11 protein-coding genes and 2 pseudogenes are annotated in these 19,313 nt (G+C 48.3%); 7 read left to right on the top strand and 6 right to left on the bottom strand.

Annotated features, from left to right (window positions below; translation table 11 throughout):
• Positions 1 to 112: 112 nt before the first annotated feature.
• Both nifJ and ACS603_RS02590 read left to right on the top strand, forming a co-directional pair.
• On the top strand, positions 113 to 3,625 hold the full coding sequence (gene nifJ / locus ACS603_RS02595) for a pyruvate:ferredoxin (flavodoxin) oxidoreductase (protein ID WP_474943702.1): 3,513 nt from the start codon (positions 113 to 115) through the stop codon (positions 3,623 to 3,625).
• 103 nt (positions 3,626 to 3,728) lie between these two features.
• A pseudogene (locus ACS603_RS02590) lies at positions 3,729 to 3,848 on the top strand (IS3 family transposase); the annotation flags it as partial.
• A gap of 327 nt (positions 3,849 to 4,175) precedes the next feature.
• Here the strand turns inward: ACS603_RS02590 and ACS603_RS02585 are convergent.
• Entirely contained in the window at positions 4,176 to 4,889 is a 714-nt protein-coding gene (locus tag ACS603_RS02585) for a hypothetical protein (RefSeq protein WP_474943701.1), read from the bottom strand.
• Between the two features lie 281 nt (positions 4,890 to 5,170).
• On the opposite strand from ACS603_RS02585, the gene ACS603_RS02580 reads away from it, so the two are divergent.
• The 3 genes from ACS603_RS02580 to ACS603_RS02570 are packed head-to-tail and all read left to right on the top strand — an operon-like array spanning position 5,171 to position 11,140.
• Positions 5,171 to 6,382, top strand: coding sequence for a DNA cytosine methyltransferase (locus tag ACS603_RS02580; protein WP_474943700.1), 1,212 nt, complete (start codon positions 5,171 to 5,173; stop codon positions 6,380 to 6,382).
• Positions 6,379 to 9,348, top strand: a complete 2,970-nt coding sequence (locus ACS603_RS02575; RefSeq protein ID WP_474943699.1) for an ATP-binding protein — start codon at positions 6,379 to 6,381, stop codon at positions 9,346 to 9,348. Before ACS603_RS02580 ends, ACS603_RS02575 begins: the two co-directional genes overlap by 4 nt.
• Positions 9,341 to 11,140 carry a response regulator receiver domain gene (locus ACS603_RS02570; protein ID WP_234049214.1) on the top strand — a complete coding sequence of 600 codons (1,800 nt, stop codon included), beginning with the start codon at positions 9,341 to 9,343 and terminating at the stop codon, positions 11,138 to 11,140. The genes ACS603_RS02575 and ACS603_RS02570 overlap by 8 nt, the downstream gene beginning before the upstream one ends.
• A gap of 220 nt (positions 11,141 to 11,360) precedes the next feature.
• Here the strand turns inward: ACS603_RS02570 and ACS603_RS02565 are convergent.
• From ACS603_RS02565 to pth, 4 genes and pseudogenes are all read right to left on the bottom strand, one after another.
• A pseudogene (locus tag ACS603_RS02565) lies at positions 11,361 to 12,472 on the bottom strand (IS3 family transposase).
• A 160-nt stretch (positions 12,473 to 12,632) separates the two neighbouring features.
• Entirely contained in the window at positions 12,633 to 13,808 is a 1,176-nt protein-coding gene (locus ACS603_RS02560) for a tyrosine-type recombinase/integrase (RefSeq protein WP_474943698.1), read from the bottom strand.
• Positions 13,809 to 14,022: 214 nt separating this feature from the next.
• Positions 14,023 to 15,117 carry a redox-regulated ATPase YchF gene (ychF, locus tag ACS603_RS02555; protein WP_182061379.1) on the bottom strand — a complete coding sequence of 365 codons (1,095 nt, stop codon included), beginning with the start codon at positions 15,115 to 15,117 and terminating at the stop codon, positions 14,023 to 14,025.
• 126 nt (positions 15,118 to 15,243) lie between these two features.
• The gene (pth, locus tag ACS603_RS02550) at positions 15,244 to 15,828 is read right to left on the bottom strand and encodes an aminoacyl-tRNA hydrolase (RefSeq protein WP_182061378.1); all 585 of its coding nucleotides are present in this window, start codon (positions 15,826 to 15,828) and stop codon (positions 15,244 to 15,246) included.
• 273 nt (positions 15,829 to 16,101) lie between these two features.
• On the opposite strand from pth, the gene ychH reads away from it, so the two are divergent.
• Positions 16,102 to 16,377 (top strand): stress-induced protein YchH, encoded by a 276-nt coding sequence (gene ychH, locus ACS603_RS02545; RefSeq protein WP_182061377.1) that lies wholly within the window; start codon positions 16,102 to 16,104, stop codon positions 16,375 to 16,377.
• A gap of 119 nt (positions 16,378 to 16,496) precedes the next feature.
• A complete protein-coding gene (locus tag ACS603_RS02540; protein WP_474943697.1) occupies positions 16,497 to 17,543 on the top strand; it encodes a MerR family transcriptional regulator in 1,047 nt (348 codons plus the stop codon).
• Here ACS603_RS02540 and dauA read toward each other — a convergent pair.
• Positions 17,526 to 19,220 (bottom strand): C4-dicarboxylic acid transporter DauA, encoded by a 1,695-nt coding sequence (gene dauA / locus ACS603_RS02535; RefSeq protein WP_474943696.1) that lies wholly within the window; start codon positions 19,218 to 19,220, stop codon positions 17,526 to 17,528. The two genes, ACS603_RS02540 and dauA, sit on opposite strands and share 18 nt — an antisense overlap.
• Positions 19,221 to 19,313 lie beyond the last annotated feature (93 nt).

Below are 19,313 nucleotides of genomic sequence, written 5' to 3'. Positions count from 1 at the left end.
AACCGTTTTGTTGTGGTTGCCTTTAATGCATTGTTTATAAAGGGATAAATGAGCTGGCACAGGCTGTGCAACGTCGTCAGGGAGATGACCTCTTACAGTCGAGGAATGAGCAATGTCCGGAAAGATGAAAACAATGGATGGCAACGCGGCAGCGGCATGGATTTCGTATGCCTTTACCGATGTCGCCGCGATTTACCCCATTACCCCCTCAACGCCGATGGCGGAAAACGTCGATCAGTGGGCGGCTGACGGCAAGAAAAACCTGTTTGGCCAGCCGGTGCGTTTAATGGAGATGCAGTCAGAAGCGGGCGCGGCCGGTGCCGTACACGGCGCGTTGCAGGCCGGGGCGCTGACCACCACCTATACCGCTTCGCAGGGGTTGTTGTTAATGATCCCCAATCTGTACAAAATCGCCGGTGAACTGCTGCCCGGTGTGTTTCACGTCAGCGCCCGCGCGCTGGCAACCAACTCGCTGAACATTTTCGGCGATCATCAGGATGTGATGGCGGTTCGCCAGAGCGGCTGCGCGATGCTGGCAGAGAGCAACGTTCAGCAGGTGATGGATCTCTCGGCGGTAGCACACCTCTCCGCCATTAAAGGCCGCGTACCTTTTATTAACTTCTTTGATGGCTTTCGTACTTCTCACGAGATCCAGAAAATTGAAGTACTGGAGTATGACGATCTGGCCACGTTGCTGGATACCGACGCGCTGAACCGCTTTCGCCGTAACGCCCTGAACCCGGATCATCCGGTGATTCGCGGCACCGCGCAAAACCCCGATATCTATTTTCAGGAGCGGGAAGCTGCCAACCGCTACTACGATGCACTGCCGGAAATCGTCGAAAATTATATGGCGGACATCTATCGCCTGACCGGTCGCGAATACCACCTGTTTGATTACTACGGCGCAGACGATGCTGAACAGATCATTGTGGCGATGGGGTCTGTATGCGACACCATTTCCGAAGTGGTGGATGCGCTAATCGACAGTGGTGAAAAAGTTGGCCTGGTGACGGTGCATCTGTTCCGGCCTTTTTCGCTGTCGCACTTCTTCGCCAAAATCCCGAAAAGCGTTAAACGTATTGCGGTGCTCGATCGCACCAAAGAGCCGGGCTCGCAGGCAGAACCGCTGTGCCTGGATGTGAAAAATGCGTTTTATCACCAGCATGACGCGCCGCTGATTGTCGGTGGGCGCTATGCGCTGGGCGGTAAAGATGTGCTGCCGGGGCATATTGTCTCGGTGTTTGAGAACCTGAAAAAACCGCTTCCGAAAGATGGTTTTACGGTGGGGATTTTCGACGATGTCACGCACACCTCGCTGCCGGTGCCTTCTCATGAGGTTCACGTTTCCCGCGAGGGGATCACCGCCTGTAAATTCTGGGGGCTGGGTTCCGACGGTACGGTCAGCGCTAACAAGAGCGCCATCAAGATCATCGGTGATAAAACGCCGATGTATGCGCAGGCCTACTTTGCCTACGATTCGAAAAAATCCGGCGGCATTACCGTTTCGCACCTGCGTTTTGGTGAACGTCCGATTACCTCGCCTTACCTGATCCACCGTGCGGATTTTATCGCATGCTCGCAGCAATCCTACGTCGACAAGTACGATCTGCTGGAGGGGCTGAACTCTGGTGGCACATTCCTGCTGAACTGCACCTGGTTTGGTGAAGAGCTGGAAGCGCGGCTGCCAAACAGTATGAAGCGTTATATCGCCCGCCAGGGGATCCGTTTTTACACCCTCAATGCGGTGGAAATTGCCCGTAAGCTGGGGCTGGGCGGGCGCTTTAACATGCTGATGCAGTCGGCATTCTTCAAACTGGCGGGGATTATTGAACCACAAGCGGCATCCGATTACCTGAAGCAGGCAGTCGAGAAATCCTACGGCAGTAAAGGGCAAAAAGTGGTGGATATGAACAATGCCGCCATTGATTTGGGGATGGAAGCCATCCAGGAAGTGATGGTGCCGGAACGCTGGGCGACGCTGGAAGATGACGCGGTGGAAGATACGCGGATGATGCCGGATTTTATCCGCGACATTCTGCAACCGATGAACCGGCAGAACGGCGACAAACTGCCAGTCAGCGCCTTTGTCGGTATGGAGGACGGGACATTCCCGACGGGAACCGCGGCGTGGGAGAAACGCGGCATTGCTTTGCAGGTACCGGTGTGGAACCCCGAAGGCTGTACCCAGTGCAATCAGTGCGCCTTTATCTGCCCGCATGCTGCCGTTCGTCCGGCACTGCTGAATCAGGAAGAGCGCGATGTGGCACCGGTAGCGTTGTTGAGTAAAGCGGCGCAGGGGGCGAAGGATTACGACTATCATCTGGCCATTTCGCCGCTCGATTGTTCCGGCTGCGGCAACTGTGTCGATATCTGCCCGGCGAAGGGGAAAGCCCTTACGATGCAGCCGCTGGAGAGTCAGTTAGCGATGGAACCGGTGTGGGACTATGCGCTGGCGCTGTCGCCAAAAAGCAATCCGTTCAACAAAACCACGGTTAAAGGCAGCCAGTTTGAAACCCCACTGCTGGAGTTTTCAGGTGCCTGTGCGGGCTGCGGTGAAACCCCGTATGCGCGGCTGGTGACGCAGTTGTTCGGCGATCGCATGATGATCGCGAATGCCACGGGTTGTTCGTCTATCTGGGGGGCCAGCGCGCCGTCAATTCCGTGGACCACCAACCATAAAGGGCAAGGCCCGGCATGGGCTAACTCGTTGTTTGAAGATAACGCTGAGTTTGGTCTGGGGATGATGCTCGGCGGGCGCGCGGTACGTGAACAGCTCGCCAGTGATGCGATGGATGCACTGGCTGCGCCGCATAGCGAGGCGTTACAGCAGGCGGTGCAGCAATGGCTGGAAAGCAAAGATCGCGGTGAAGGCACGCGCGAGCGCGGCGAGCAACTGAGCGCGTTGCTGGCGCAGGAGAAGGGCGACGATCCGCTGCTGAACCGCATGTACCAGAACCGCGACTATTTCGCTAAACGTTCGCAGTGGATTTTTGGCGGCGACGGTTGGGCGTATGACATCGGTTTTGGCGGCCTCGATCATGTGCTGGCTTCCGGCGAGGATGTGAATATCCTGGTGTTTGATACTGAGGTGTACTCTAACACTGGCGGCCAGTCGTCGAAATCGACGCCGGTTGCGGCGATTGCCAAGTTTGCCGCCGAAGGCAAACGGACGCGCAAGAAGGATCTCGGCATGATGGCGGTGAGCTACGGCAATGTGTATGTCGCGCAGGTGGCGATGGGCGCGGATAAAGCCCAGACGCTGCGGGCGATTGCTGAAGCGGAAGCGTGGCCTGGCCCGTCGCTGGTGATCGCTTATGCGGCCTGTATCAACCACGGCCTGAAAGCCGGGATGGGATGCAGTATGCGCGAGGCAAAACGCGCGGTGGACTCCGGTTACTGGCATCTGTGGCGCTATAACCCACAGTTGATGGCGAAGGGTAAGAATCCGTTTATTCTCGACTCCGACGAACCAGAGGAGAGCTTCCGCGACTTCCTGATGGGCGAAGTGCGCTACGCAGCGCTGGGCCGCACTGCGCCGGAACTGGCGGATCAACTCTTCGAGCAAACCGAGCAGGACGCGAAGCAGCGTTTAGCGCAGTATCAGCGAATGGCGGGGGAGTAAACGGTAATGTTTGGTGGCATGGAAGTTTCTGAGGTGAAGCGGCTCAAGTCGCTTGAAGATGAGAACGCCCGCCTCAAGAAGCTTCTTGCCGAAGCCATGCAGGCGACAGGATTATGACGAGTGTCGCCCACATTCATCGCTGGATTACCAGACTCGAGCTGAATTTGCAGCAGACTGGCAAAATGGGGGATATGAAGAAAAGCCAACCGACATGACTAACTAAGGGGGGAACTGATTCGGGGGGCCGGTCAAGATGAGTTGAGACAATATGAAATGAAAAATCCACGCAATTGCGTGGATTTTATAGTTTTTTCGATGCTCATGAGGTTCAACGAAACCTCATAAGACAACAAATTTTATTTAGATGTTGAACTGTGATTGGTTATTTATTCTTTTGATTTAATGTATTTTTATTTAATTTTGAATAATTTGTACTCATTTGTGTACTCACTTTCTCAAAAGCAGCAATTTAGGAAGTATGGCATTCACTTTTGACCGAAAACTGGTCAAAAAACCCATGCGTTGTTGATCAATGGTGTCCATTACACCATTATTCCCAAACCACCTCAGTTGCGAGATAGTTATGTATTACTGAGCGGACTGTCAGTATGCCTTGTTGAAATACCACGTATCGATAGATGTCATCTTGAACATTAACCCAACCATCATCTAAGTCTTGACCTGTCATGACACGAGTCATCATTCTACTTCCAACTTCTGGCCAGCCAGCAAAGGGTCCACCAGCTTCTTCGAAGTCGTTACGTTGGTTTTGATTCATAGACATCAGCGGAACGGCACTTACAGAGACTGGATCGTCCAACATTGGCTCTCCGTACTCGTAGAAAGCATGGCCTCTGGCATTTTTCAAAATAACCCGATGTATGCGTTCTATTTCAGGAAGCCAAAGAATCTGCTGTCTGCCATATTCATCCACTGTAATCTGCTTAGCTGCCTGTAGTCGAGCAGCCAGGGATGGGTTACGTGTAAGTGCCCTCCCGATTTTTGGATTTCTCTGCGCTGAAGGGTCTGTGCTTCCTGCCTCCACACAACTCAGAAAAGTAACGAAGTACTCTTCATCCAATGAGAAGCCGGTATTACATTCCTTGCATACTTCGACTTGTGGTACATGGGGCGGCAGAGGTCTTTCTAGTAACCCTTTTGTCGGGACGTGATCTCTGTTGGTATGACGGTCAATAATGGGTGAACTGCAATGGATACACCAGGCTTTGTGCCGATCATCGGTAAAATGCTCTATTTTTTCCATACATCCTCTCTAAATGTCATATTGCTGTTGCTTGTTTGTTCTGTAAGCCACGCAGTTTCAACGATTAAAAAGTTACTGATGCATAAACCAGCCATCCCATATACATAGAAACTAGTATCAATCCTGTTGTTAGTCTCAGTAAAGAGTGTTTGGTGCTTTTGATATCATATAGATAACACGGATCACACGATTTTCTGCTAGTAACATTAACTGGGGGTATCTGATACAAATGTTGCGTATAATGTTGGCATCAAAACTTGAAAAGTCTGAGTAAGATTAAATTGAAAGCTATTGATTTATTTGCTGGTGCGGGAGGTTTTTCGCTAGCAGCCTTTGAGGTTGGCATTGATGTTCAAGCTGCAATTGAACTCGATAAGCAAGCCTCTGATACTTATTACCACAACCTTGTTGAGAAGCTTGGCGCACAAACTCAGGTGTTCTCCCAAGACATCAATGATGTTGATATTGGCTCTATGATGAAGTTTCAGGGCATCAAGCAGGGGCAGCTTGACATTTTGCTTGGTGGTCCGCCATGTCAAGGGTTTTCATCACATCGTATTAACGATGCAGGAAAAGATGACCCAAGAAATGCTCTATTGATACGTTACTTTGACTTCGTTAAGAATCTAAGACCAAAAGTATTTCTGGTTGAAAATGTGCCGGGCCTCCTTTGGCCTCGCCATGCAGAGTATTTGAACAATTTTATCGCTCTCACGAGAGCACATGACTACCACATCGTTGGGGATCAACCCTTCATTCTCAATGCGAGAGATTATGGTGTTCCACAGAGCCGTAAGCGTGCTTTCATACTTGCAGTAAGAAAAGATATATGCACCGATGGTTTTGAATGGCCTCCAAAAGCGACTCATACCAAATCGGGTCCAAGAGTGTGGTCAACATCTTCAACTGTGTTTGAACGTCCTCCTCAATCAGTATTAATTGAGCTGAAAGATAGGCTTATTGAGAAATTTGACTTCACAGTGAAAGATGCTGAAACCTGCATTAAGGCGTTAATGTGGGGCAAACCCGTAGCTTCCAATGATCCATGTCATGTTCATATGATGCATTCTCCTGAACTGACAGCTCTTTTTGAAAACACCCCTCTCTTGGGGGATAGAACTGAATCAGGAAGGATATTGGATTGCCATAAAAATTACAGTGGGCATCTGGATGTGTATGGAAGAATCTATCCCCATATACCATCGAATACTGTTACTACGGGTTGTAATAACCCTTCGAAAGGCCGTTTTGTTCATCCGTGGCTACCACAGGGGATTTCTCTTAGGCATGCAGCACGGTTACAGACATTTCCTGATGATTATGCTTTTTTGGGGGGATCAATGTCTGTTGCTAAACAAATTGGAAATGCTGTCCCTGTGGAACTTGGTAAAGTGCTGCTGGGATCAATAATGAAACTACTATCAACGCAGCCTTCCCATGAGGTTGAAGATAATGCCAGGGAAGTAGATTATGGTAAGGAATGTACAAAATGACGCAACATGTTACGTTTCAGACTAGAGCAAGGACGATTGACCATCTAGGGCGAGAACAGATAGCTGACTGTCCGACAGCTATATCGGAGCTTTGGAAGAACGCTTATGATGCTTATGCCAGACAAGTAAGTCTTCATATCTTTGATGGGGATATGAAGATTTCGGCCGTTGTTGATGATGGCCACGGTATGAATCGTAATGAATTTGAATCTAAATGGCTCATTGTTGGGACGGAATCAAAAACTAATGGTTTCTCTATTCCTGAATTTGATCGAGATGGTTTACCAGAACGTCCAAAGCAAGGTCAGAAAGGAATTGGTCGCTTGTCATCGGCAGCTTTGGGACCACTGCTATTACTCATCTCCAAACGAAAAAACAGTGATTATGTTGCGGCCCTTATAGATTGGCGGTTGTTTGAAAACCCATTCTTATTTTTGAATGATGTTCAAATCCCTGTCAGCGAGTTTAACCATAAAAATGATCTATCAGAGGTACTTCCACAACTATTTGACCAGATGATGGGGAATATATGGGGTAGCTCAGATGATCCTGCGCGCACAAAACGGATCGCGGATGCCTGGAGTGCCTTTAGCAAACAAGAAACTGAAGATGGATTAGAAGTTACTACTCAAGAAAAAATCGAAGAAACACTGATACAAGACGTATTCAAAGATGAGCATTTCAGCAAATGGGCAGTATGGTCGGGCGATTCGGCCCATGGAACAGCCATGTTTATCGCTGATGTTCAATATGACATCTATATCCAGTTATCAAATACCGACCCTAATCAAGCTGACGACACAGAGAAAAGTACTCGTGAGAGATTTTTCCAAACGCTTTCAAATTTCACTGACCCCTTTTCCCGTAATGATGAACCTACAATAGATAATTTTTCATACAATGTTACGGGTTGGATTAATAATACTCCAAGAGTTATTATTGGAGAAAATAGAGAATTTGATCTAAGAAACCTTGAAGATTTGGAACATATCATTGAGGGGGGAGTTGATTCTGATGGATATTTTAAGGGACGGGTTAAGGTTTTTGGAGAGTGGATTGAAGAATATACTATTAAACCAAAGCAAGTCTATAAAACACGAAAAGATAGTGCCTTTGGTCCTTTTCATATACGAATTGGAGCTTTTGAACGAATCTATAACAGTTCTTCACTAAATGAAGCTCAACACGCGAACTTTATAGAACAATCAGATAAATATGGTGGTCTCAGAGTATATCGTGATGGGCTGCGAGTTATGCCATATGGAAGGGCTGATAGTGATTATTTTTCAATAGAAGAGCGCCGTTCTAAGAATGCTGGCCGATACTTTTGGTCGAATCGACGCATGTTTGGGCGTATCGCTATAACTCGCGAAAATAACCCTAATTTAAAGGATAAAGCGGGCCGAGAAGGATTTATTGAGAACCGCGCGTCTAAACTTTTTCGTGAAATTGTTGAAAAGATTCTTCTGGATTCTGCTGACAAACACTTCGGTAGGCTTGCAAAAGAGCGACAAAGCACAATTGATGATCTCAGAGAAAAGAAAGCTCAGTTAAAGGCTGATGAGGATAGGAGTAAATTACTTAACAAGGAACGCACACGTATACGGATGTCAATAAAACGTAACATGGCATCTCTAGTAAACCTTGTAACCACATTATCTGAATTTAAAGATAATCTGGCAGGTAGATTGAGTTTAGATTCAATTGATGATCTACAAGCGCTTAAGAAAACTACCGATGAATTTATTGAGATAATTCAGAGTTATTCATTGAGTCCTATACCTACAAATCTTGGTCGTTTGGAAGAGGATTATCGGGCTTATAGGAAAGAGGAATTACTGTGCAAAGAGATGATCAAGGATCTCTCATATGCAATAAACAAAGCTATTGCGGATTCTACACAAAAAAGTGACTACGAAAAAGCACATGAGGTTTATCGTAGTAAACTGGCAAGTATCAATAATAGCATCACAAGATATGCTGCCCGCGGTAAAGAAATGCTTGTCAAGCAGCAAGTTGAACTCGAAGAGTTAATTAAAAATTGCCGAGAGCAATATAAACTTGTTATGGAAGAAAGTCTTGAGGACTTAGACCTTGCGAGAGTATCATTGCCAGCAGTGCTTGAGAAATTAGATTCCGAACAAGAGAAAATTGAAATAGAGAATGCTCAAAAATTATCTCCATATGTTACAGCACTTGAGCGTGTTAATGAACAGATTGATCTGGAAGGTCTCGCCATCCACAGCATGAATGAGTCCGTTCGTTATAGAGACGAATTAGCTCGGTTGCATTCTCTGGCGCAGCTCGGAATTACAGTCGAAATTATCGGTCATGAACTTGATGGATTAGATCAAGAGCTTACCTATGCATTGAAAATGATAAAAGATGATCAGTTGACTCCTACCCAAGAGAAAAACATCGATGTAGCATTAAATTGCCATAACTCATTAATCGATAAGCTTAAATTTCTTTCTCCTCTAAAATTATCCGGGAAGAAAGAGATTCAGAAGATTACAGGTTTAGGTATAGAGGAATATATTACAGGGTATTTTTCTAAACAACTCTCGAACGCAGATATAAAGCTTTTATGCACTCCTGAATTCAGAAATATATCGATTATGGATTTGCAGTCACGAATCTTTCCAGTATTTATAAATATAATAAATAATTCTATATATTGGGTGCAGAGGCTCGAAGGCAATAATAAAGAGATATTATTATCATTTAGGGATAATGAAGTATATATAAGTGATGATGGCCCTGGCGTAGATGTTGATGATCTCGGAAGTCTCTTCACACTGTTTTTCACCCGCAAGCAAAAAGGTGGAAGAGGTGTAGGGCTTTATCTATGTAAACAAAACCTGATGGCTGGCGGACATAGTATCCGTTATGAGGTTCGAGATACTTTTAAAAAACTTAGCGGTGCGAATTTTGCGATTGCATTTAAAGGATTAATCAATGACTGACATGACAACGACTTATCCTGAGCTCATAAACGAAGCTTTTATAAAACCTATCCGTAACGTCACAGTTATTGATGATGAATATCCTACTCTTATATCACTGATTGAGTCGCAAGGCCAAGCTATTAATGGTGATGCTGAGACTATTGCATTAAGAAATGCTAATACAGAACGTCTTAAAAAAATCATTAATATGTGTCATTCCGATTATAAGTGGAGTATAGATGTTTTTAACGGTGAATCACCAAATTTCGGAGGGGAGGTAGATATACCACCTCATATTCATCACAGCGATTTGATCGTATTAGATTACCATTTAGATGGTGATGCATCGGCAGATAATGGTGCGCGTGCGCGTAAAATCATCCAATCGCTTGATCGAAACAATCACTATAATATAACCTTGGTGCATACAAAAGGGTATGAGGACGACATTAAGGACGTTTTCATTGAGGTTTTGAAGGATTTTATGCGAGTTGACTCTTCCCATGTTCTCATTCCTTCAGACGATAAAGTTGAAGAAATGAACATCTGGTTAGATTCTCATGATGATGGTAGAGACTATCAATGGATTAACTCAGACATAAATCTGCTTGAAGTCTTAAAAATATACTGTTCAGTAACTCCGGATAAATGTATTAATCCAAACAAACCAGAACATCCACTTCATGCTTTTGTGCCTGAGATAAATGATGTGGCACAAGAGTCAGGCTTAGATAGTGTCGATCTTATGAAATGGCGATTTCATGATATCCTGAAGCAAAATGAAATAGAGTTTGAGAAAAATGCCAGAGATGACTTAAGATGGTATTGGGGGAATGATACTAATTTTATTAGTACAGGTAAGACTTTCATTTCAGTTATTAGAAAGAGTTCGGATAGTCCTAAAGACGAACTGATAGGTGCACTTAACATTGCCTTAACTAAACACAATGCATCACCGATGCATCTCTTGATGGCGAAAATGCGCTATGAGATGGATGAAAATGGCATTGAGCAAGCATCAAGAATCATCAGCAACAAATATGCCCAAGCTGGGTGGCTTTACAACCTTCTTAAAAATGCTGGTGATGATTCAGCTCACGATAAGGCGATTAATTTGCATTGGGAGCAGTTGGCAACAGCTTCACGATTAGTTCTTCGCGATTTTTCTAAAAAAATAATGACAGTAGCTGAGAATGACTGTCCTTCGAATGAGAAGGGGTTTGTTCAGAAATTTTTCAAAGAATGCATGGGCGATAAAAATCTAGCCGTAGGGCATCTTAATGCTTTCTCTTGTTCTTTGCCAGTAAGCAATGACCATCTTATAACGGGTACCGTTTTAGATATTGAAGGTGAAATATGGGTATGCATTACACCAGCCTGTGATTTAGTACCCAAACAAAAGATTACTCAATGGCAATCACGCATTGGTGAGTCTCATAAAGTTTTTAAAGCAGTAAGATTTGACAGTGCGAAATTGAGCAAAGCAAATAGTAATGCAAACTGTAATGAATATATTTACCTTAATATTGATGGTACACCAAAAGCCTATTGGTTGGGGAACGATAATCCGACTTGGGATACATTTTACGCAGGAAATTTAGGCCGCTATGGAGATGGGCATACTGTGACGCTAACTGCTGTTCGCGAAGATGCTACAGTTGATGGTAACCCATTAACTATACGGTCATTAGCTGCTCACGCTGTTGCAGAGTTACGTTATGAGTATGCTCTGAATCTATTGCATAAGTTTGGTTCATCGCAGACCCGTGTAGGGCTTGATTTTCAGGAGCAAAACAGTATGTGGGCTTAGCACTTGATTTGAGTCCACCAGAACATTTTTTTATACAGATATTAATTAATATGCTATTCGGTTCAGGCTCGCAAAGTACTTCAAGTAAGAGCCTGAACACGTATAGTGGCTAAATATCATGTAGAAATATATGATGATTGTTGGTGGCATCCTTTATTATCAATTGCATTAGCCATGTTAATTAAGAATTGGGTTGAATGATTGTGTAAGCATCCCAGCTTTAGTTCCACGCACTTTTTGAGAGTTCCGGTTTTTCAGCCATCAGCCGGTACTCTTCCGGCGTCAGGTTGTTCAGGGATTCATGAGGCCGCTCGTGGTTATATTCCATCAGCCAGTGCTCTGTAATTTCCCGTGCTTCATTCAGTGTTCTGAACAGGTAAAAATCCAGGATTTATGTCCGGTAGGTCCGGTTGAACCGTTCGATAAACGCATTTTGTGTAGGCTTACCCGGCTTGATAAATTCGAGCTGCACGTCATGTTCTTCAGCCCATTGTGCCAGCGCCAGTGAGACCAGTTCCGGTCCGTTGTCCATCCGCATCTTCAGCGGGTAGCCGCGATTTACCACGATCCTGTCCAGCACCCGGACGACTCGCTGAGCCGGGATATTCAGATCTATTTCTATCGCCAGCGCTTCACGGTTAAAATCATCCACCACATTGAAGGTCCGGAAACGTCTGCCGCAGACCAGCGCATCGTGCATAAAGTCTATCGACCAGCTCTGGTTAAGTGCTTCAGGCGTCACCAGTGGTGACGGGTTACGTACCGGCAAACGCTGCTTTCCCTTGCGACGAAAATTCAGTTTCAGCAGGCAGTAAATCCGGTGAACGCGTTTATGGTTCCAGGTATTACCCTGCCTGCGCAGCAGCTGGAACAGCTTCTTAAAACCGTAGCGCGGATAGCGTTCTGCCAGCTCAGTCAGCGCATGGATCACCGGTTCATCACGCTGGGTATCAGGCTGATAAAAATAGACCGTCCTGCTCAGCGATAACGTCCTGCAGGCCTGGCGTAAACTCATGGCAAATTGCACCGTCAGATAGCTGACGAGTTCACGCTTTATCGCTGGTTTTAAAGCTTTTTTTCGATGACGGCTTTAAGTGCCCGGCACTTAAGGCTGAGATCAGCAAACATCTGTTTAAGGCGTCGGTTTTCATCCTCCAGATCTTTCATCCTTTTGATATCAGACGCTTCCATACCGCCATATTTTGCTTTCCGGTTGTAGTACGAGGCTTCAGAGATACCGGCTTCACGGCAGACATCCTTGATGGTACGTCCGGTTTCAACGGACTTCAGAACGGCGATGATCTGGTGCTCAGTGAATCGGGCTTTACGCATGGCGATCTCCTCAGGGGGACATAATCAGTATGTCGGAAGATCTCTAAAAGTGAATGGTTCGTTTTGCCGGGATGCTTACATTAGGAACTTCCGCTCTTGGCACAAAAGTGGACCCTGAGGAATTAGTTCTATCCTCGTGGTTCACTAAGTGCAGCAAGTTCTACTCGAATCCTGCTACCCATTTGTCCAACATATCAGCCCATTCCTGCATCATCACCTTACGCTCATCAAGATAAGTCGCATGATTGTATGTGCGACGAACATTGTTGGTGTCAGCATGCGCAAGTTGAGCTTCAATAGCATCAGGTCGATAGCCCATTTCGTTTAAACGCGTACTTCCTGTAGTTCTGGTTGCATGTGGGCTATAAGTACCACTCCAGCCGAGGCTTTTAAGTAACTGACGCAGCGAGTGCGACGTCATTGGACCTAGCGGATTATCTCTACCTGGGAAAAGGTGCTGCCGATGCCCGGTTAATCCCTGTAGTGTTCTGAGCATTTTGACAGCTTGGAAGGGTAGGGGAATAACGTGTTCTCTGCGAGCTTTCATTCGCGCTGCCGGAATAGTCCATAGGGCGTTATCAAGATCGAATTCTGTCCATTCAGCTTCGGTGGCTTCTGCAGGACGCGCTAATGTCCACCACATGAGCCACATGCAATAGTTAACCTGGTATGAGCCACGACTGTTATCAAAACAGCTTAATAGCTTCCCGATTTGTTGTGGGTTTAATGCCTGTTTGTGCTGTGTCTTATTCGCCGGAATCGCCTTACGCACTGGCCAGACAGGATCGCTATCTGCTCTGAGCGTCGCCACCGCTAGTTCAAAAACGGATGAAATGGTGCGGCGGGCTTCAGCGGCAACGGTCGGAGCGCCGCGCTTAGCCGTTTCCTGAAGAATTTTAAGAATGTGATGTGGAGTGATCTCTCTGACTGGGAGCTTACAGATTGCAGGGAAAACCACTCGTTCGAGCATATCCAGTCGCCGCGTTTTGGTAATTTCGGCCCAGTCTTTCATCTGTAACCACTCTTTAGCGATCAGCTCAAAGGTGTTAGAAGCGTCATTGACCTTGCGGATCTTATCTAATTGACGAGCCTGTGTCGGGCTAACTCCATCTGCGACTTGCTTACGCGCTTGCTCGCATTTCTCGCGAGCTTCGGCAAGTTTGACCGTCGGGTACTCACCCAGCGCAAACATGCTGGATTTACCGTTGAGTTTAAACCGATAGCGCCATGCCTTTTTGCCATTGGGTTTCACTTCGAGGTAGAGACCATTGAAGTCATTGAGTCGATAGAGTTTTTCTTTCGGCTTAGCAGTGCGGCATTGCGTATCAGTGAGCATAGCGAGTCCTTGTTTATTTCTTATACTGCTATTGTACTCACCTAAAATGAAGATGGAAACTGATTGTACTCATTCCTATACTCATTTTTGGCTGCGCTATTATGAGATGAGTTGAGACATTATGAAAAGAAAAATCCACGCAAGCGCGTGGATTTTATGGGGTTTTGCGGTTGTTTTGAGGCTCAGTGAAACCTCATGAGACAACAAATTTTATTTAGACGTTGAACAGGAAGTTCATCACATCGCCATCTTTAACAATGTAGTCTTTACCTTCTGCACGCATCTTTCCGGCTTCTTTCGCACCTTGCTCACCTTTATAGGTGATGAAGTCTTCAAACGCGATAGTCTGCGCACGGATGAAGCCTTTTTCGAAGTCGGTGTGGATTTTACCTGCAGCCTGTGGCGCAGTGGCACCCACCGGGATGGTCCATGCGCGTACTTCTTTCACGCCAGCGGTGAAGTAAGTTTGCAGGTTCAGAAGTTCGTAGCCTGCGCGGATCACGCGGTTCAGACCCGGCTCTTCCAGACCCAGCTCAGCCATGAATTCATCACGGTCTGCGTCGTCCAGCTCAGCGATATCAGACTCAACGGCTGCGCAAACAGCAACAACCACAGAACCTTCTGCAGCAGCGATTTCACGCACTTTGTCCAGGTACGGGTTGTTTTCGAAACCGTCTTCGTTGACGTTAGCGATGTACATGGTTGGCTTCAGCGTCAGGAAGCTCAGGTATTTGATGGCTGCCTTGTCTTCTTCAGTCAGGTTTTTCAGCGCACGCAACATGCCGGCGTTTTCCAGCTGTGGCAGACATTTTTCCAGTGCGGTCAGCTCAGCTTTGGCGTCTTTATCGCCGCCCTTGGCTTTCTTCTGCACGCGGTGAATGGCGCGTTCGCAGGTGTCCAGGTCAGACAATGCCAGCTCGGTGTTGATAACCTCGATGTCGTCAGCCGGATCCACTTTATTGTTTACGTGGATGATGTTGTCGTTTTCAAAGCAACGTACAACGTGGCCGATGGCTTCGGTTTCACGGATGTTGGTCAGGAACTGGTTACCCAGGCCTTCACCTTTAGATGCGCCTTTTACCAGGCCCGCGATATCCACGAATTCCATCGTCGTTGGCAGAATGCGCTGCGGTTTAACGATTTCAGCGAGCTGATCCAGACGTGGATCGGGCATCGGTACAACACCGGTGTTTGGCTCGATGGTACAGAACGGGAAGTTTGCTGCTTCGATGCCCGCTTTGGTGAGCGCGTTAAACAGGGTGGATTTGCCAACGTTAGGCAGACCAACGATACCGCATTTGAATCCCATTTCTAAATCACCTTAATATCTTGATAATCAATCCGTTAGCGTTAACCGACTGAAGAAAAGTAAATAACTCTGCCTATTATACACGTAACCCGTACGCTGCGCGGCAAAAAAGCCGTAATGTGCGGATTATTGCGCTTTGAAGGCGTGTAAGCGATTTGTGGCTTTGGTTAAACCGTCTTTGAGCCAGATCTCGGTGCAACGGGCCGCTTCGTCTACCGCTTCGTCAATCAGTTTCTGCTCAGAAACCGGAGGTTTACCCAGCACAAAACCGACAACTTTGTTTTTATCGCCCGGATGGCCAATTCCGACGCGCAAACGATGGAAATTCGGGTTATTACCCAGTTTGCTGATAATGTCTTTCAGACCGTTGTGGCCGCCATGACCACCGCCGAGTTTAAACTTTGCCACGCCCGGCGGCAGATCAAGCTCATCGTGGGCGACGAGAATTTCGTCAGGATTGATGCGATAGAACGTCGCCATTGCAGAAACCGCTTTACCACTCAGGTTCATAAAGGTGGTCGGGACCAGCAGCCGCACATCCGCCCCGGCAAGGTTAATACGTGAGGTATATCCGTAGAATTTCGGTTCTTCACGCAGGGGAGCACGCAACCGTTCGGCCAGCAAATCAACATACCAGGCACCCGCGTTATGGCGAGTTGCTGCGTACTCTGCGCCTGGGTTGGCAAGACCGACAATCAGTTTAATCGTCACGATGTAATTCCTAAAGGGTTCCAGATCTGGCGCGTAGTTTACTGTCTGGCGAGCCGGTTGACAAAATTCTGCGACAGCAACCACGAAATACGAATAATTGCTTATCTGAACAATTAGAATTTCAAGCTGTTCAAGACGTTATTTGTAAGTTTTTGTCTGGGAGCGATCCGTAAATGTGATCATTCACGCAACTCATAAAATGGGCGTTGTCTATACTTTACACACAAGGATTAGGGGCTTTCCCCTTGCAACCCAAAGTTCCGGAGGTGACATATGAAACGCAAAAACGCTTCGATGCTCGGTAACGTGCTAATGGGGTTGGGACTGTTCGTGATGGTGGCCGGGGTGGGTTATTCTATTTTAAACCAGTTGCCACAGATTGACCTTCCACAATATTTCGCACACGGCGCGGTGCTAAGTATCTTCCTCGGTGCGGTTTTGTGGCTGGCAGGTGCGCGTGTGAGCGGCCATGAACAGGTCAGCGACAGGTACTGGTGGGTGCGCCACTATGATAAACGCTGCCGCCGCGATCAGCATAAACACAGTTAGCGGTTAAACGGTTTTATGAGAACGGTTCCTTCAGGAGCCGTTTTTTTTTGCATATCATCTTGACCCTCACGTAACGTAAGGCTCCAGAGTGGGGCAACTGGCAAAGAAAAGGAGCTGCTATGTTGATTCAGGTGGGGGAACTGGCAAAGCGTGCCGGGATCACCGTACGCACATTACATCACTATGAACAAACAGGGCTGTTGCTGCCTTCTGCCAGAAGCGAGGCAGGTTATCGGCTCTACAATCTGCATGATGTTCAGCGTTTGCATATGATACAGGCGCTGGCAAAAGCGGGGCTGGAACTTGCTGAAATCAGGGACTTTCTGGAAAAGGAGTCACTCTCTCTGGCGGAACTGCTCGACGCACAAATCACGTTGCTGGAAAAACAGGCGCGCAGCATTACAACGCTGCGTGACAGGCTGGTGGATTTGCGTACCGGGCTTACCGCAGATGAAGACCCCGATCTTGAGTCCTGGCTACAGACTCTGGAGTTAATGAACATGTACGATCGCTGGTTTAGCAAAGAAGAGTTGCAACAGTTGCCGTTCGCGATACAGAAAGATGAACTGGGCGTCATTTGGGCAGGGCTGGTTACAGAGGCAAAAGCCCTGCTGGAACAACGCGCCGACGTATCAGACCCACGTGCCATGGATCTGGCCACACGCTGGATGGTGCGCCTGGAACAGGATACAGCGGGAAAACCGGAGTTTCTCACTCGCCTGAACGAGATGCACAGCGTCGAACCGCAGATGCGTCAGCAAACGGGGATCACCGCGGAAATGACGGACTACATTACCCGGGCATTCGCGGAAACAAAGCTCGTTATCTGGCAGAGCTATCTGTCGCCGGAAGAGATGGCATTCACCCGCGCGCACTATTTTGACCGCATGATAGAGTGGCCGCCGCTGGTGGCAAAACTGCACCAGGCGCAGAGCGAGTGCCTGGAACCTTCATCAGAAGCGGCGCAAAAACTGGCAGAGAACTGGCTGGCGCTGTTCCAGTCTTATGCCGGAACTGATCCTGCGACACAGCAAAAGTTTCGCGTAGCGATGCAGCATGAGCCGCACCTGATGAAAGGGACCTGGATGACGCCTGCCGTGCTTGAATGGCTACAGCAGGCGATTGGTTTCATGATGCAAAGACGAATGTCAGCGCAGGGTCGGTGACAGGTCGGCTAACGCGGCGGCACGGTCAGGATAGAAGGCAAGGCGGCCAGGGATCGGCTGCACGCCAGCTCGCGCCATCGTACGCAGCGGCTGGAACTCAAGATTACTTACCCGCAATTCACAGCCTTCCGGCAGGCGTTTCACGAAGCGCTGGAAGGCATCAAGCCCCCCCGCGTCCAGCACCGGCACCGCATCCCATTTCAACACCACAATCCGCTTGCCTGCGATACGTGACTCCAGATCGCTAAACAAACCTTCTGCGGCAGCAAAGAAAAGTGGGCCAATCACGCGCAGCACCAGCACATCGTCCGGGACGTCAACGTTTACCGGGGCCAGACGGGTCATCCGCGCAATGCGACGCATAAACAGCAGGGAAGCCATCACGATACCTACGCTGATGGCGATAACCATATCGAATAATACGGTCAGCGACATACAGATGAGCATCACGATAATGTCGTCTTTCGGCGCTCGGCGTAACAGGTTCACCACTTTATGCGCCTCGCTCATATTCCAGGCCACCATAAGCAGCAGGGCCGCCATTGCCGAGAGCGGCAGCCAGGAGAGCAGCGGGGCGAGGATCAGCAGGGCGAGGATCACCAGCACGGAGTGAATGACCGCCGAAACAGGAGACGTGGCCCCCGCACGCACGTTAGCCGCAGAGCGAGCGATCGCCGCCGTGGCGGTAATGCCGCCAAAGAACGGGGCAATGATATTCCCCAGTCCCTGGCCCACCAGTTCGCTGTTTGCTTTGTGTTTGGTGCCCGTCATGCCGTCCAGCACCACGGCGCACAGCAGAGACTCAATCGCCCCCAGCATCGCCATAGAAAAGGCGGCAGGAAGCAGGGCTCGCAGAGAATCCCAGCTTAAGGTGAAGCTTGAGCCCGGCATATCCCACGGCAGCACCAGCTGTGGTAACAGCTGCGGGATCCCGCTCCCCTGAGAGCCGTCTGCCAGCGTGTAATGGAACTGAGAGCCAATCGTTGCCACATGGCCGCCAAGCATATTGACGATGGCCATCACCGCGCAACCCAGCAGCAGTGCCGGTAAGTGCCCGGGCAGACGAATACCCAGGCGCGGCCAGATAATCAGCGTACCCAGCGTCACCACCCCGATAGCAGCGTCCCCAAGGTTCGCCGTCGGCAGCGCCATAAACAGCGCACCCACTTTTTGCAGGTAGTGTTCAGGAACGTGAGCCATTTGCAGACCGAGGAAATCCTTGATTTGCATCGTCCCGATGGTGATACCTATCCCGGAAGTAAACCCCAGCGTCACGGAAAGGGGTATGTACTCGATCAGGCGGCCAAAACGGGCCAGCCCGAACAAAATCAAAAAGACGCCGGACATCAGGGTCGCAACCAAAAGGCCTGCCAGCCCAAACTGTTGAGAAACCGGATAGAGAATGACCACAAACGCGGCGGTCGGGCCTGACACGCTAAAGCGCGAACCGCCGGTCAGTGCGATGACAATCCCGGCAACAGCCGAGGTATACAGACCGTACTGTGGCGCCACACCGCTGCCAATAGCCAGCGCCATTGCCAGGGGAATAGCGATGATGCCAACGGTTATCCCGGCAATAACGTCGCGCAAAAAGCGTGACGAGGTGTACTTCTCTTTCCAGCAAGCGTCGATGAGGGCGCGAAAGGGCAGAACATGTGACGAGGCTACGTTTTTCACAATTATCTATCATCCGTGTGCGCATCATCTGTCATATGAATGGCAGGTGAAGGAGGCATTAGTCATACAAATTAAAACCAGAGACAAAAAAAC

Source organism: Enterobacter sp. Li2LvB3 (assembly GCF_056156645.1).
The sequence above is the reverse complement of the archived record's forward strand: the minus strand, read 5'-3'. Positions and strand labels throughout refer to the sequence as shown.

Bases quoted from the DNA above. Each gene is read 5' to 3' on its own strand.
- ACS603_RS02570 (WP_234049214.1), top strand. From the start codon at position 9,341: ATGACTGACATGACAACGACTTATCCTGAGCTCATAAACGAAGCTTTT.
- nifJ (WP_474943702.1), top strand. From the start codon at position 113: ATGTCCGGAAAGATGAAAACAATGGATGGCAACGCGGCAGCGGCATGG.
- ACS603_RS02585 (WP_474943701.1), bottom strand. From the start codon at position 4,889: ATGGAAAAAATAGAGCATTTTACCGATGATCGGCACAAAGCCTGGTGT.
- ychF (WP_182061379.1), bottom strand. From the start codon at position 15,117: ATGGGATTCAAATGCGGTATCGTTGGTCTGCCTAACGTTGGCAAATCC.
- ACS603_RS02575 (WP_474943699.1), top strand. From the start codon at position 6,379: ATGACGCAACATGTTACGTTTCAGACTAGAGCAAGGACGATTGACCAT.
- ACS603_RS02540 (WP_474943697.1), top strand. From the start codon at position 16,497: ATGTTGATTCAGGTGGGGGAACTGGCAAAGCGTGCCGGGATCACCGTA.
- ACS603_RS02560 (WP_474943698.1), bottom strand. From the start codon at position 13,808: ATGCTCACTGATACGCAATGCCGCACTGCTAAGCCGAAAGAAAAACTC.
- ychH (WP_182061377.1), top strand. From the start codon at position 16,102: ATGAAACGCAAAAACGCTTCGATGCTCGGTAACGTGCTAATGGGGTTG.